This is a genomic window from Mesorhizobium sp. CO1-1-7 (assembly GCF_020164885.1).
Lineage (GTDB): Bacteria > Pseudomonadota > Alphaproteobacteria > Rhizobiales > Rhizobiaceae > Mesorhizobium > Mesorhizobium australicum.
Map to the genome: position 1 here is coordinate 74,512 of NZ_JAIUHA010000007.1, position 13,658 is coordinate 88,169.

General features: G+C 63.3%; 13 protein-coding genes. 8 read left to right on the plus strand and 5 right to left on the minus strand.

The genetic code is table 11. The features are described 5' to 3' along the window. The first annotated feature begins 202 nt into the window (after positions 1-202). On the plus strand, positions 203-2,869 hold the full coding sequence (gene alaS, locus LB516_RS16455; protein ID WP_224682306.1) for an alanine--tRNA ligase: 2,667 nt from the start codon (positions 203-205) through the stop codon (positions 2,867-2,869). A gap of 225 nt (positions 2,870-3,094) precedes the next feature. Here alaS and LB516_RS16460 read toward each other — a convergent pair whose 3' ends face one another. Next, on the minus strand, positions 3,095-3,730 hold the full coding sequence (locus tag LB516_RS16460; RefSeq protein ID WP_224682305.1) for a glutathione S-transferase family protein: 636 nt from the start codon (positions 3,728-3,730) through the stop codon (positions 3,095-3,097). Positions 3,731-3,745: 15 nt separating this feature from the next. Beyond that, on the minus strand, positions 3,746-4,957 hold the full coding sequence (locus LB516_RS16465) for an NADP-dependent isocitrate dehydrogenase (protein WP_015318157.1): 1,212 nt from the start codon (positions 4,955-4,957) through the stop codon (positions 3,746-3,748). A gap of 212 nt (positions 4,958-5,169) precedes the next feature. On the opposite strand from LB516_RS16465, the gene LB516_RS16470 reads away from it, so the two are divergent. Both LB516_RS16470 and murI read left to right on the plus strand, forming a co-directional pair. Next, a complete protein-coding gene (locus LB516_RS16470; protein ID WP_140617001.1) occupies positions 5,170-6,087 on the plus strand; it encodes an RNA methyltransferase in 918 nt (305 codons plus the stop codon). Beyond that, positions 6,080-6,943 carry a glutamate racemase gene (murI, locus tag LB516_RS16475; protein ID WP_140617000.1) on the plus strand — a complete coding sequence of 288 codons (864 nt, stop codon included), beginning with the start codon at positions 6,080-6,082 and terminating at the stop codon, positions 6,941-6,943. Before LB516_RS16470 ends, murI begins: the two co-directional genes overlap by 8 nt. On the opposite strand, the gene LB516_RS16480 is transcribed toward murI, so the two are convergent. Then, on the minus strand, positions 6,893-8,275 hold the full coding sequence (locus LB516_RS16480; RefSeq protein WP_140616999.1) for an RNB domain-containing ribonuclease: 1,383 nt from the start codon (positions 8,273-8,275) through the stop codon (positions 6,893-6,895). The two genes, murI and LB516_RS16480, sit on opposite strands and share 51 nt — an antisense overlap. Positions 8,276-8,434: 159 nt before the next feature. Between LB516_RS16480 and LB516_RS16485 the strand changes: the two genes are divergently transcribed. Continuing rightward, positions 8,435-8,617, plus strand: a complete 183-nt coding sequence (locus tag LB516_RS16485; RefSeq protein WP_015318153.1) for a DUF3008 family protein — start codon at positions 8,435-8,437, stop codon at positions 8,615-8,617. An 85-nt stretch (positions 8,618-8,702) separates the two neighbouring features. Here LB516_RS16485 and LB516_RS16490 read toward each other — a convergent pair whose 3' ends face one another. Further along, positions 8,703-8,897 (minus strand): hypothetical protein, encoded by a 195-nt coding sequence (locus LB516_RS16490; RefSeq protein ID WP_041163853.1) that lies wholly within the window; start codon positions 8,895-8,897, stop codon positions 8,703-8,705. A 373-nt stretch (positions 8,898-9,270) separates the two neighbouring features. On the opposite strand from LB516_RS16490, the gene rpsD reads away from it, so the two are divergent. The 4 genes from rpsD to LB516_RS16510 all read left to right on the plus strand — a co-directional run bounded on the left by rpsD (position 9,271) and on the right by LB516_RS16510 (position 12,214). Then, positions 9,271-9,888 carry a 30S ribosomal protein S4 gene (rpsD, locus tag LB516_RS16495; RefSeq protein WP_015318151.1) on the plus strand — a complete coding sequence of 206 codons (618 nt, stop codon included), beginning with the start codon at positions 9,271-9,273 and terminating at the stop codon, positions 9,886-9,888. A gap of 150 nt (positions 9,889-10,038) precedes the next feature. Beyond that, positions 10,039-10,926 carry a tRNA 2-thiocytidine(32) synthetase TtcA gene (gene ttcA / locus LB516_RS16500; RefSeq protein WP_224720001.1) on the plus strand — a complete coding sequence of 296 codons (888 nt, stop codon included), beginning with the start codon at positions 10,039-10,041 and terminating at the stop codon, positions 10,924-10,926. After that, positions 10,916-11,743, plus strand: a complete 828-nt coding sequence (locus tag LB516_RS16505) for an inositol monophosphatase family protein (RefSeq protein WP_140787539.1) — start codon at positions 10,916-10,918, stop codon at positions 11,741-11,743. Before ttcA ends, LB516_RS16505 begins: the two co-directional genes overlap by 11 nt. Before the next feature lie 63 nt (positions 11,744-11,806). After that, positions 11,807-12,214, plus strand: coding sequence for a TonB C-terminal domain-containing protein (locus LB516_RS16510; protein WP_224720002.1), 408 nt, complete (start codon positions 11,807-11,809; stop codon positions 12,212-12,214). Positions 12,215-12,233: 19 nt separating this feature from the next. Here the strand turns inward: LB516_RS16510 and LB516_RS16515 are convergent, their stop codons facing one another. Next, on the minus strand, positions 12,234-13,463 hold the full coding sequence (locus LB516_RS16515) for a multidrug effflux MFS transporter (protein WP_263484967.1): 1,230 nt from the start codon (positions 13,461-13,463) through the stop codon (positions 12,234-12,236). Positions 13,464-13,658 lie beyond the last annotated feature (195 nt).

The window sequence follows — 13,658 nt, forward strand, 5'->3', positions numbered from 1 at the left end:
CGCGTTCCAAACCGCCGGCCTTCGCGCCGGCGGTTTTCGTTTGGGCGGCCCCGCAAGTGCCGGTGCAAAGCGCGAATTGGCCCAATTCCGTGTTTCTGGACAGGGTCAAGAGCTACGGCTAAAAGGCCAGCTCCATCTTCTAGAAAATACAGAGCCATCTCCCGCCGGTCCGGCCGGCGGCTCTCTTGAAAAGGCAGTATCCATGAGTGGCGTCAACGAGATCCGGTCGACCTTTCTCGACTATTTCCGCAAGGAGGGCCACGAGGTCGTGGCCTCAAGCCCGCTCGTGCCGCGCAACGATCCGACATTGATGTTCACCAATGCCGGCATGGTGCAGTTCAAGAATGTCTTCACCGGTTTGGAGAAGCGGCCCTATTCGCGCGCCACCACAGCCCAGAAAAGCGTCCGCGCCGGCGGCAAGCACAACGATCTCGACAATGTCGGCTATACCGCGCGCCACCTGACCTTTTTCGAGATGCTCGGCAATTTCTCCTTCGGTGACTATTTCAAGGAGCGCGCCATCGAGCTTGCCTGGAACCTCATCACCAGGGAGTTCGGGCTGAAGAAGGACAAGCTGCTGGTCACCGTCTATCACACGGACGACGAGGCGGCTGGCTTCTGGAAGAAGATCGCCGGTTTCTCCGACGATCGCATCATCCGCATCCCGACCTCGGACAATTTCTGGGCGATGGGCGACACCGGTCCTTGCGGACCATGCTCGGAAATCTTCATCGATCGTGGCGAGCACATCTGGGGTGGACCTCCCGGCAGTCCCGAGGAAGACGGCGATCGCTTCCTCGAATTCTGGAACCTGGTGTTCATGCAGTATGAGCAGGTGACGAAAGAGGAGCGCGTCGACCTGCCGCGCCCGTCGATCGACACCGGCATGGGCCTGGAGCGCATGGCGTCCATCCTGCAAGGGGTGGAGAGCGTCTTCGAGACCGACCTGTTCCGTCATCTGATCGATGCGGCGTCCTCGGCACTTGGGCGCGCGCCCGACGCCGAAACGGTTGCGTCCTATCGCGTCATTGCCGATCATCTGCGCTCGTCCTCCTTCCTGGTCGCCGACGGCGTGCTGCCGTCGAACGAAGGCCGCGGCTATGTGCTGCGCCGCATCATGCGCCGCGCCATGCGTCATGCGCAGTTGCTGGGGGCGAACGAGCCGCTGATGTGGAAGCTGGTGCCGGCGCTGGTGCGCGAGATGGGCCAGGCCTATCCCGAACTGGCACGCGGCGAAACGATGATCGCCGAGACCCTGAAACTCGAGGAGACCCGTTTCCGCAAGACGCTGGTGCGCGGCCTCGGGCTGCTGTCCGAGGCGACGGAGAAGCTCGGCGCCGGCGACATGCTCGATGGCGAAACGGCATTCAAGCTCTACGACACCTATGGCTTCCCGCTCGACCTGACGCAGGACGCGCTGCGGCAGCGCAGCATCTCGGTCGACCTTGCCGGCTTCACCAATGCGATGGAGCAGCAGAAGGCGGAGGCGCGCAAGCACTGGGCCGGGTCCGGCGAGGCCGCCACCGAGACGGTTTGGTTCTCCGTGCGTGAAAAGACCGGCGCCACCGAATTCCTCGGCTACGAAACCGAGCAGGCGGAAGGCCTCATCGAGGCGCTGGTCAAGGACGGCAAGACCGTCGACAGCGCCGGCAAGGGCGATGCGGTCGCCGTGGTCGTCAACCAGACGCCGTTCTACGGCGAGTCCGGCGGCCAGATGGGTGACACCGGCATAATCTCGGGCGAGGGCTTCTCGATCGAGATTTCCGACACGCAGAAGAAGGCCGATGGCCTCTTCGTTCATCTCGGCAAGGTGGTCGCCGGCACGGTCAGGCCGGGTGCCGCGGTCGAACTTAAGGTCGATCATGCCAGGCGCTCCCGGCTGCGCGCCAACCACTCGGCGACGCACCTGATCCACGAGGCGTTGCGCGAGGTGCTGGGCACCCATGTCGCGCAGAAGGGTTCGCTGGTCGCACCCGAGCGTCTGCGCTTCGACATCTCGCACAACAAGCCGATCTCCGCGCAGGAGCTCGAAGAGGTCGAGCGCATGGCCAACGAGATCGTCGTGCAGAACGGCCCGGTGACCACGCGCCTGATGTCGGTCGATGACGCCATTGCCGAGGGCGCGATGGCGCTGTTCGGCGAGAAATACGGCGATGAGGTGCGCGTCGTGTCGATGGGCACGGGCCTGCATGGCGCCAAGGCCAACCGCCCTTATTCGGTCGAGCTCTGCGGCGGCACGCATGTCAGGGCGACCGGCGATATCGGCCTGGTGCGCATCGTCTCGGATGGTGCTGTCGCCGCCGGCGTGCGCCGCATCGAGGCGTTGACCGGCGAGGCCGCGCGCAGGCATCTCGATGAGCAGGACCGACGCCTGAAGACCACGGCGGCAACGCTTAAGATTTCGCCCGCAGATGTGCCAGCGCGCGTCGAAGCGCTGCTCGAAGAGCGCAAGAAGCTCGAGAAGGACCTGGCCGAAGCGCGCAAGAAATTGGCGCTGGGCGGCGGGTCGCCTGCCGATGCTCCTGCCGCCAACGAGATCGTCGCTGGCGTCGGCTTTCTCGGCAAGGCGGTGTCAGGTGTCTCGCCGAAGGACCTGAAGCCGCTGGCCGACGCGGGCAAGACTTCGTTGGGCTCTGGCGTCGTCGTGTTTGTTGGCACGGCTGAGGACAACAAGGCGAGCGTCGTGGTCGCTGTCACCGATGATCTCGTCGGCCGTTTCAGCGCCGTCGATCTGGTGCGCGTGGCCTCCGCCGCATTGGGCGGGCAGGGCGGCGGCGGCCGCCCCGACATGGCGCAGGCCGGCGGCCCGGATGCGTCGAAGGCCGATGATGCGATCGCGGCGGTGAGGGCGGCGCTCGAAGCAGCGTAGCTACCATGCGTGGGCCCAGGCGGGATCCTTTCTCTTGGGGCAGCGCTGCCCCTCATCTGGCTGCCGCCATTTTCTCCCCGTAGAACGGGGAGAAGGGCGCTTTCGTCGCGCCCTTCGCCAATCGCCCTCGTTGCAGAAGAGCGCCGGCAACGCGACCAGCCTCTTTCTCCCCGTTCACGGGGAGAAATGCCCGCCAGGGCAGGGGCGGCGCGACGTCGAGGAAGCTCACCTCGAGTTATACGCTTTTTCGGTACGCACGAAGCTCGGGCGGCCAGCCATTCGCAAATACAAATCCCAGATGCCTGCAAACTGCGCCAGCAATCCCCGTCCTTCTGGAACCTTGACGAAGTAGCCGATGATCGGCGCCGCGTGCAGATCGGCCAGGGTCAGCTGGTCGCCGAGCAGCCAGGGCCCATCTTGCTTCAGCGAAGTCAGCGCCTTCAGCACCGTCTCGGCCTGCCGCAGGCCATCCACGATCAAGCTCTCGTCGGGCACTTCCTTCTCCAGACGCTCGACCGCGACATCCCAGACCATGGCACGGTAGGCGTAGGCGTCGAGCATGCCGATGATCTGGTTCATCCTTGCGCGGGCGCGTATGTCGGCGGGCTGCAGCGCCGGCCCGTCGAAGGCCTCGTCGACGTAGCGCGCGATCGCACTCGACTCGAACAGGCGGAAATTGTCATGCTCGAAGGCCGGGATGCGGCCGAAAGGATGGTGTTTGCCGTACCATGCCGGCGCGCCACCTTCTGCAAAGATGTCGACCGGCACGAGATCGTAGGCGATGCCTTTCTCCTCGAGCGCAAGCCGGACGATGCGTACATAGACGCTGTAATCCGCGCCGTAGACGACCGGCTTGCCCATTCGTCCGCGAGGCGGTTACGCCATCGCCTTCTGCAAATTCTCGTCGATCTTGTCGAGGAAGCCGGTGGTCGAGAGCCAGGGCTGGTCGGGGCCGATCAAGAGCGACAGGTCCTTGGTCATGAAGCCGCTCTCGACAGTCTGGATGCAGACCTTTTCCAGCGTCTCGGAAAAACGCTTCAGTTCGGCGTTGTCGTCGAGCTTGGCGCGGTGCGCGAGGCCTCGCGTCCAGGCGAAGATCGACGCGATCGAATTGGTCGAGGTTTCCTCGCCCTTCTGATGCTGGCGATAGTGGCGGGTGACGGTACCGTGCGCGGCTTCCGCTTCGACGGTCTTGCCATCCGGCGTCATCAGCACCGAGGTCATCAGGCCGAGCGAACCGAACCCTTGCGCCACCGTGTCGGACTGGACGTCGCCGTCATAGTTCTTGCAGGCCCAGACATAGCCGCCCGACCATTTCAGGCTCGACGCCACCATGTCGTCGATCAGGCGGTGCTCGTACCAAAGCTTCTTCGACTTGAACTCGGCCTCGAATTCAGCCTCGTAGACTTCCTGGAAAATATCCTTGAAGCGGCCGTCATAGGCCTTGAGGATGGTGTTCTTGGTCGACAGGTAGACCGGATAGTTGCGCAGCAGGCCGTAGTTCAGCGACGCCCGGGCGAATTCGCGGATGGACTCGTCGAGATTGTACATGGCCATGGCGACACCGGCGCCGGGCGCGTCGAACACGTCGTGCTCGATGACTTGGCCGTCCTCGCCGACGAACTTGATCGTCAGCTTGCCCTTGCCGGGAAAGCGGAAGTCGGTGGCGCGATACTGGTCGCCGAAGGCGTGGCGACCGACGATGATTGGCTTGGTCCAGCCGGGCACCAGGCGCGGCACGTTCTTCATGATGATCGGCTCGCGAAAGATGGTGCCGCCCAAAATGTTGCGGATGGTGCCGTTCGGCGATTTCCACATCTTCTTCAGCTTGAATTCCTCGACGCGCTGCTCGTCGGGGGTGATGGTCGCGCATTTCACGCCGACACCGTATTTCTTGATGGCGTTGGCCGAATCGATGGTCACCTGGTCGTTGGTGGCGTCGCGATGCTCGATGCCCAGGTCGTAATATTCGAGCTCGAGGTCGAGATAAGGGTGGATCAGCTTGTCCTTGATGAACTGCCAGATGATGCGGGTCATCTCGTCGCCGTCGAGTTCGACGACCGGGTTCGCCACCTTGATCTTCGCCATGGAAAGAATGCCTCGTTGCTGGGAATGGGACGGCCTTGCCCGCGTGGCGTCGGCCGGGGATGCCGCCCGTATATCAAAGCGCTTTTGGCCACGCAAACGGCGATCGGTCACGAATGTGAGCCCACGGCACCGTCATTTGCGAATGCTTCATTTTCGCGGCCGAATATGGCAGGGGACGCTGAAATGCCGCAAACAGCAGTTCATTGACAATCATGCCCATTACCAAAGATCCCGATAACACCGCAGCCGGTCCGGCGATCATCCTTGTCGAGCCGCAACTCGGCGAGAATATCGGCATGGTCGCCCGCGCCATGGCCAATTTCGGACTGTCGGAGCTGCGCCTGGTCAATCCGCGCGATGGCTGGCCGAGCGAGAAGGCGCGTGCCGCCGCCAGCCGTGCCGACCACGTCATCGATGCCGTCAAGGTTTTCGACGATCTGGCCTCGGCACTTGCCGACCTGAACTTCGTCTTCGCCACCACCGCAAGGCAGCGCGACGGTTTCAAATCCGTGCGTGGACCGGTGGAGGCGGGCAGGATGCTGCGCGCCCGTCACGCAATGGGGCAACGCACCGGTATCCTGTTCGGTCGCGAGCGCTTCGGCCTCTACAATGACGAGGTCGGCCTCGCCGACGAGATCGTCACTTTCCCGGTCGATCCTGATTTCTCCTCGCTCAACATCGCCCAGGCGGCCTTGCTGATGTCCTACGAGTGGATGAAGTCGGGCCTGGAGGACGAGACCAGGACCAATTTTTCGGGGCCGGAGATGAAGCCTGCAAGCAAGGAAGAATTGCACGGCCTGTTCACCTATCTCGAAGGCGCGCTCGAGGCGCGCGGCTATTTCAGGCCGGCGCCGAAGAAGCCGAAAATGGTCGACAACCTCCGCGCCGTGCTGACGCGGGCAGGCTTTGCCGAGCCGGAGCTCAAGGTGCTGCGCGGCATCATCTCTTCGCTTGACCGGTTCTCGCCGGCGATGCCGCGCGGCGATGGGTCACCTGGCGATGACCCGAGGCGTTTGCCCGCGGCGGCGGCGCGCGCCCGCAAGGCGGAGGCGACTGGTCGGGCGCCGGACGCTAGCGGCGACGACACGGACACGCCACTGCTCGGCGGCAAGGGAACCGACAATGACTGACCAGCCGATCCTGATGTTCGATTCCGGCGTCGGCGGTCTGACCGTGTTGCGCGAGGCACGCGTCCTGATGCCCGACCGGCGCTTTATCTATGTCGCCGACGATGCCGCTTTTCCTTTTGGCGCCTGGGAGGAGCCGGCCCTAAGGGAGCATATACTAGGATTATTTGCCAAACTGCTCGACCGCTTCGCGCCGGCCATCTCGGTTATCGCCTGCAACACCGCCTCGACACTGGTGATCGACGCGCTGCGCGAAAGATTTCCCGGCCATCCCTTCGTCGGCACGGTGCCGGCGGTTAAGCCGGCGGCCGAGCGCACGCGCTCCGGGCTGGTCTCGGTGCTGGCGACGCCGGGCACGGTGAAGCGCCAGTACACGCGCGACCTGATCAGCAAATGGGCGCAGAAATGCCATGTCCGCCTGGTCGGCAGCGACAGGCTGGCTGGCCTGTCCGAAGCCTATATGCGCCAGGGCTTCGTCGACGAAGAGGCCGTGCGAGCCGAGATCGAGCCATGCTTCATCGAGCGCGACGGCATGCGCACCGACATCGTCGTGCTGGCCTGCACGCACTATCCCTTTCTGGTCAATCGCATGCGCAAGACCGCTCCCTGGCCGGTCGACTGGATCGATCCGGCCGAGGCGATCGCACGGCGCGCCCTTTCGCTGCTGCCGCCGATCAATGGGGCGCTGCCGCAAGCCGAGCCTGATATCGCGGTCTTCACCTCGGGCAAGGCGGACTTCGCCGTCAGCCGCCTGATGCAGGGGTTCGGGCTGACCGTTCACTTGGACAGCGGCAAAGCCGCCCGCCACTCAAACAGGTTCGAAGACGATGCTGCGTTGATCCGGATCGGCCAGGACTAGCCTAAGCGTCAGACCATCACCCTGTCTGAGCCCCGAGGCCTTCACGGTGGCAACGACAGCCATGTCGGCAAGCTGAATGCGCACGCCATAGTCGACGAAGTCGGTGACGACGGCTTTGAACGTCTCGCCCTCGCGCCCCTCCAGCATTACCGCCTCGGCAAGGTCGATGGCCGCGTGGTTGATCTGCGAAGCGCGGCTATCCGCGCGTCCCATCGCCTTCGGCAGCCTGGCAAACGCGTCGGTAACAGCCTGGGGCACGGTCTGGCCGTTGGCGATAGCCAGCGCGCAGCGCACGACATAACGATCGGCAAGGCGCCTCAGTGGGGCGGTTGCATGGGCATAGGTCGCGGCCATCGCCTCATGCCATGGGACAACGCCGTCCTGATACGGTTGATAGGATGCGCCGGGGCTTGCATGGCGGATTTCCAGCATCAGCGCCGCCTGATGCGGATCGGTCGGATCGAGGGTTCGCTGATAGTCCCGCAAGCTGGTCGAGGCCGGCCAGGACAGTCCGAGAGCCTGTGCCGCGTTGCGCAGCCTTTGAACCTTGAAGGCATCCGGCCCCGACATCACCCGAAAAAGGCCGGTATGATGCGCAAGCATGGCATCGGCGATCGCCATGTTGGCGGCCAGCGAAAGCGCGGCGTTGTCCTGCTCGGATTGCAGAAGCGGCCTGAACGAAAGCCGGAATGTGCCGTCGGCAAGCCTTTCCACCTCCTGCTCGGGTGGGTCGACGCGGGAAGCCCCACGGCGCCGCTCATTCGCCGCCATGCGCCGCGCCATTTCGGCGAAGCCGGCCGGGACATCGGAGGCCTTCACGCTGTCATAGGCGAGCTTCGCGCGGCTTTGAATGATTGCCCGCTCCGCGCCGTCCAACTTCGTCGCGCCGTCCTGCGCAACCCGAACCGTGAAGATAGCAGCTGGACGGGGTCCATCCGGCAACAGGCTCGCCGCACCCTCGGCAATTACCGGCGGATAGAGCCCGGCCTTGCCGTCCGGCAAGTAAAGCGTCTCGCCCCGCGTCCAGGCTTCGCGATCGATCGCGTCGCCGTCCTCGACGAACCAGGCCACGTCGGCGATGGCGTAATGAAGCAGAAGATCGCCACCGCTGGCCTCGATCGAGAACGCCTGATCGAGATCGGTGGAAGCAGCCGGATCGAGCGTGACGAACGGCATTTCAGTTCGATCGGCATGCTGGTTGGGCACACGTTTGGCCGCCGCCTCCGCCGCGGCAAGCACATCGGCCGGAAATCCGTCCGGAACGTGGAATTCGGCGCGGATTTTCGCCAGTCCCGCGGAGAGAACCTGTGAGGGATCGGTCAGGGATTTCATTCAGCCGTCCTACACTGGGGTTCCGGACACGAGAAGGCTGCCGACGAAAATCGCCGAGCGCGGCCAAGGGTTGGCACCAGGCGGACGGGGAGCAGCGCCACTGGCGCTGGAACCGCCGCCGAAGCGTGGCGTTTCTCCTGACAGCAAAGGAGACCCGCCATGCCAGCCACTTCGAAAGCCCAGCAGAAAGCCGCCGGCGCCGCACTCTCCGCCAAACGCGGCGAGACCAAGAAAAGCGAACTCAAGGGCGCCTCCAAGGGCATGTATGAATCGATGAATGAAAAGCAGCTCGAGGAATTCGCCGAGACGAAGCGCAAGGGATTGCCGGAGAAAAAATCCTAAGGATTGAGCGCTCGAGCCAGACTACCTTGGAATGAAAAAGGGCCAGCGACGTTCGCTGGCCCGGGAATTGTGGCGTTGAACAGTCTTACCAGCGGCAGCGCCGTACTCTCTCGACGATCACCCTGCGATGGCCATGCCGCCACACCACTCGCTTCTTCACGACGATGCGGCAGACCTGCTTGTGGCCGTGCCAATGACGCGCCATGGCCGGCTCAGGGGCCACCGCCATCGACCCGGCAAGCACCGCGGCCCCTGCCAGGGTAAGGAAAAACTTCTTCATGCAATTAAGCTCCTCTAGCTCCAGTCCCTTCCTGGTGCCGCTGGCGCAAACCTCCCGCCACATCGGCATCGCATCAACGCCTTGGACGCTATACGGTTGCGTTGCGCCGCGCCACTCACAAGCTTGACACCGGTTAAATCTCGGTTTAACCAGCCGCCAACGCCGGGCAGCGATGTCCGGTGTTTGTTTTGTATACGCAAGATCTGTCACGACAATCGTTTCCGATCTTGTTTGAACTGACGTGTCCCGTGGGTTTTCCGCCGCGTTGCGTGGGAAAACCCTGTCAGGTCTCGAAAACGGAGGCCAGAGGAGGGCGCGTTTCCTTCACCCGGACCAAGAGGTGCCGGGTGTGTTGTCTTTGAAAGGGAATGCGATGAGCAAGCGCGAATCCGCGAAATACAAGATCGACCGCCGTCTCGGCGAAAATATCTGGGGCCGCCCTAAGTCCCCGGTCAACAAGCGTGAATACGGCCCCGGCCAGCATGGCCAGCGCCGCAAGGGCAAGCTTTCCGACTTCGGCCTGCAGCTCCGTGCCAAGCAGAAGCTGAAGGGCCACTACGGCGACGTGTCGGAAAAGCAGTTCCGCAAGGTCTATGAAGAGGCCGATCGCCGCAAGGGCGACACCTCGGAGAACCTGATCGGCCTGCTCGAATCGCGTCTCGACGCGGTTGTCTACCGCTCCAAGTTCGTGCCGACCATTTTCGCCGCCCGTCAGTTCGTCAACCACGGCCACGTCAACGTCAACGGCAAGCGCGTCAACATCGGCTCGTATCGCTGCAAGCCGGGCGATGTCGTCGAAGTGCGCGAAAAGTCGAAGCAGCTGGTGATCGTCCTGGAATCGGTTGGCCTCGCCGAGCGCGACGTGCCCGACTACATCGAAGCCGATCACAACAAGATGACCGCGACCTTCTCGCGCATCCCGGGCCTGGCGGACGTTCCGTTCGCCGTGCAGATGGAACCGAACCTGGTCGTCGAATTCTACTCGCGCTAAGCGAACGCTTTTTTTGCGATACCGGAAAGGCCGCCCTCGAGGCGGCCTTTTTGTTTCGGGCACCCGCTTGCGGCGTGTCGCTAAAATCAATTTCGATTTTCCAGACAATGCGCTAAGCCGGGCGGAAGTCACATCCGGGGCCGTCGCGCCATGACCATGCAGCTAGACATCGAAACACTCGAACCGGCCGCCGAAGGCGGCTCTCACCCGCTGTTCGCCGATGTACCGTCGTCGGTCGAGTTCAACAAGCTGCGCAAGCGACTGCTGCGGCTGACCCGCCAGGCGATCGAGGATTTTTCGATGGTGAAGCCGGGCGAGCGCTGGCTGGTCGCGCTGTCGGGCGGCAAGGATTCCTACGGTCTGCTGGCCATGTTGCTTGATCTCAAATGGCGCGGGATGCTGCCAGTCGAGTTGCTGGCCTGCAATCTCGACCAGGGCCAGCCGAATTTCCCCAAGCATATCCTGCCCGAATATCTCGACACCAACGACATAGCGCACCGTATCGAATACCGGGACACCTATTCGGTCGTGACCGACAAGCTCCCCGAAGGCAGCACCTATTGCTCGCTCTGCTCGCGGCTGCGGCGCGGCCATCTCTACAGGATCGCGCGCGAGGAAGGCTGCTCGGCCCTGGTCCTCGGCCATCATCGCGAGGACATCCTCGAAACCTTCTTCATGAACCTGTTCCACGGCGGGCGGCTTGCCGCCATGCCGCCGAAACTGCTCAACGACGAAGGCGATGTGATGGTGTTGCGGCCGCTGAGCTATTGTGCCGAAATCGATCTGGAGAAATTCGCTGCCGCGATGCGGTTCCCGATCATCCCTTGCGATCTCTGCGGCAGCCAGGAAGGGCTGCAGCGCAACGCCATGAAAGCGATGCTCGAGGACATCGAAAAGCGCATGCCCGGCCGCAAGGACACCATGATTCGCGCTCTGTCCAACACCAGGCCGTCGCATTTGCTCGACCGAAAGCTGTTCGATTTCGCCGCCCTCAATGAAACCCTCGCGATCAGGCAAGACATTTCCGATGACATTTGACGACACCGCGATCGACTGGCTGGCCGGCATTCTGGCCGAGGCAGCCCAAGCCGAAATCATGCCGCGCTTTCGCCGACTGGGCGACGGCGACATCAGGCAGAAGACTTCCGCCGCCGACCTAGTGACGGAGGCCGATGTCAACGCCGAGCGGCTGATCACCGCCAGGCTGCGCGATCGCTATCCCTCTGCCATGGTGGTGGGCGAGGAGGCCTGCTCCGAAGATCCGGCGCTGCTCGACGGCTTGGGCGATGCCGAACTGGCGTTCACCGTCGATCCGGTGGACGGCACCTTCAATTTCGCGTCCGGCGTGCCGCTGTTCGGCGTCATGCTGGCGGTCGTGGTCAGGGGGGAGACGGTCGCGGGCATCATTCATGATCCGGTGGGCAAGGACTGGCTCATCGCCGCCAGGGGTGCCGGCAGTCATATCAGGCATGCCCATGGCAACCTGGAGAAAGTGCATGTGGCGGCGCCCGTGCCGATCTCGCAGATGACCGGCGCGGTGTCCTGGCAATATCTCGACGAACCGGAGCGCTCACGCCTGGCGCGCAACCAGACCAAGGCACTGTCGCAGTTCGCCTATCGCTGCGCTGCTCACGAATATCGCCTGCTGGCGAGCGGGCATGCGCATTTTGTCGTCTACAACAAGCTGATGCCCTGGGATCATCTGCCCGGCGTGCTGATCCATCAGGAGGCCGGCGGCCATGCCGCTCGCATCGACGGCAGCGCCTATCTGCCCTCGCATGTCGATGGCGGTCTGCTTGTCGCGCCGGACCAGGACAGCTGGCAGGAACTGCGCCGCGAGTTGTGGGCGGAATAGGACCAATTCCTGTGGCTTGAACCGTTGTATGATCGAGTCGGGCGTTTTGGCGGAGGCTCTCGGATGAAACCTCGGTTCGCAATTTTCGCGGCGGCTCTTGCCGTGGTGCTGTTTGCGAACTCCAGCGCGGCAATCGCGCAAGAACGCCCCTGTCACAGTTCCGATCCCATCGACACCATCAAGGAGATGTCGGACGCTATCTATGCCTGCTGGAAGCCGCCACCCGGAACCGCGGGCATGTCCTTGACCATCCAGTTCTCGCTTCGTCGCAACGGGACGCTGATCGGGACGCCTCGCGCCACCTATTCCGATCTGGGGGTCGATCCGCGGCTCAGCCGAGCCTTCGTGGCGTCCATTCTCAAGGCGCTCGACGACGCTCTTCCATTGCCCTTTTCAAATGGCATGGGCGGAGCGATCGCGGGGCGGATGCTCTCTCCTCGCTTCACGGCGGCGCTTGAACGCGCATCCTGACGCCACCAGCAGACGACAATCAGTGCAGGTCGGTGACGTGGCCTGAAACGGGGGCGTTCTGCGGCTGGAACATCTTGCCGCGCTCCGCAAACAGGATCATCAGCAGCGCGGCCACCGAGACGCTGCAGAAACCGGCGGCCAGCGGCGTCACCGTGCCGTTGAAAGCCTGGCCGATCAGCGTGCCGAGAATGCCGCCGAGAAAAGTCTGCATGAAACCCAGGATCGATGACGCCGTGCCGGCCAGCTGGCCAAGCGGCTCCATGGCCAACGCATTGAAATTGGCTCCAAGACAGCCAAACGGCAGCATGGCACTGGCAAAGAAGGTGATGAACAGCCAGAGCGGCATCTTCGTTTCCAGTGAAACCACCAGCCAAGCCAGGCTGATCACCAGAAACAGCAACAGCGCGCTTTGAGACAGGCGGCGCATGCCGACGCGGCCGACAAGGCGCGAGTTCAGATAGTTGGAGAAGGCGAGTACGCCCGCGACACCGGCGAAGATGACGGGAAACATCTCGCCGACGTCGAAGATGTTGACGTAGATCTGCTGCGCCGAGGCGATGAAGCCGAACATGGCGCCGAAGATGAAGGTGCTGGCGAAGGCATAGCAGAGCGCGATGCGATTGGTGAGCACGATGCGGAAGCCGCCGAGGATGGATGAAACCGTCAGTGGCCGGCGATATTCGGGATGCAGCGTCTCGGGTAGGCGCAGCAGCGACCACGCCGAGACGATCATGGCTCCGACGGCCATTGTGACGAATATCCAATGCCAGGTCGCGAACAGCATGATGAACTGGCCGATGCCTGGAGCCACGACCGGGATCGCCATGAACACCATGAAGATCAGCGACATGACTTCGGCCATACGCCGGCCGTCGAATGTATCGCGCACGATCGAGACCGCTATGACGCGCGTGGCAGCCGCGCCAAGGCCTTGCACGGCGCGGCATATCAAGAGCGTTTCAAAGCTCGGCGCGATAGCGGCCGCGGCGGCCGCCGCCACATAGATGATCAGGCCGGCGACGAGCGGCGATCGGCGCCCGAACCGGTCCGAGATCGGCCCGAAGAACAGTTGGCCGCCGCCGAAACCCAGTATGTAGGCGGTGACCACATATTGCCGATGATTTTCGTTCTCGACCCCGAGCGAGGCACCGATCTGCTGCAGCGCCGGCAGCATGATGTCGATGGCCAGCGAATTGAGCGCCATCAGCGCCGCGCAGAGCGCGATGAACTCCCAGCGCGGAATCGGCAATTGGCTTGCCCGAGGCGAGTTGCTTGCCCCTTGCGGCGCTGATTTCTGCTGGTCCACGGCAAGTCCGATCTCTCAAACGAAAACGCGCCGGCGGGCCGGCGCATTTGGCTCGTCTTGGTCCCGGGATCCGGGCTTGTAAAATTGCCGAGGTGGGGCCGCCCCGGTGGCTTGGGCATGTCGATACCGACACGCCCA

Excerpts from the sequence above, each read along its gene's own strand:
- alaS (WP_224682306.1), top strand. The coding sequence starts at position 203 with ATGAGTGGCGTCAACGAGATCCGGTCGACCTTTCTCGACTATTTCCGC.
- LB516_RS16460 (WP_224682305.1), bottom strand. The coding sequence starts at position 3,730 with ATGGGCAAGCCGGTCGTCTACGGCGCGGATTACAGCGTCTATGTACGC.
- LB516_RS16465 (WP_015318157.1), bottom strand. The coding sequence starts at position 4,957 with ATGGCGAAGATCAAGGTGGCGAACCCGGTCGTCGAACTCGACGGCGAC.
- LB516_RS16470 (WP_140617001.1), top strand. The coding sequence starts at position 5,170 with ATGCCCATTACCAAAGATCCCGATAACACCGCAGCCGGTCCGGCGATC.
- murI (WP_140617000.1), top strand. The coding sequence starts at position 6,080 with ATGACTGACCAGCCGATCCTGATGTTCGATTCCGGCGTCGGCGGTCTG.
- LB516_RS16480 (WP_140616999.1), bottom strand. The coding sequence starts at position 8,275 with ATGAAATCCCTGACCGATCCCTCACAGGTTCTCTCCGCGGGACTGGCG.
- LB516_RS16485 (WP_015318153.1), top strand. The coding sequence starts at position 8,435 with ATGCCAGCCACTTCGAAAGCCCAGCAGAAAGCCGCCGGCGCCGCACTC.
- LB516_RS16490 (WP_041163853.1), bottom strand. The coding sequence starts at position 8,897 with ATGAAGAAGTTTTTCCTTACCCTGGCAGGGGCCGCGGTGCTTGCCGGG.
- rpsD (WP_015318151.1), top strand. The coding sequence starts at position 9,271 with ATGAGCAAGCGCGAATCCGCGAAATACAAGATCGACCGCCGTCTCGGC.
- ttcA (WP_224720001.1), top strand. The coding sequence starts at position 10,039 with ATGACCATGCAGCTAGACATCGAAACACTCGAACCGGCCGCCGAAGGC.
- LB516_RS16505 (WP_140787539.1), top strand. The coding sequence starts at position 10,916 with ATGACATTTGACGACACCGCGATCGACTGGCTGGCCGGCATTCTGGCC.
- LB516_RS16510 (WP_224720002.1), top strand. The coding sequence starts at position 11,807 with ATGAAACCTCGGTTCGCAATTTTCGCGGCGGCTCTTGCCGTGGTGCTG.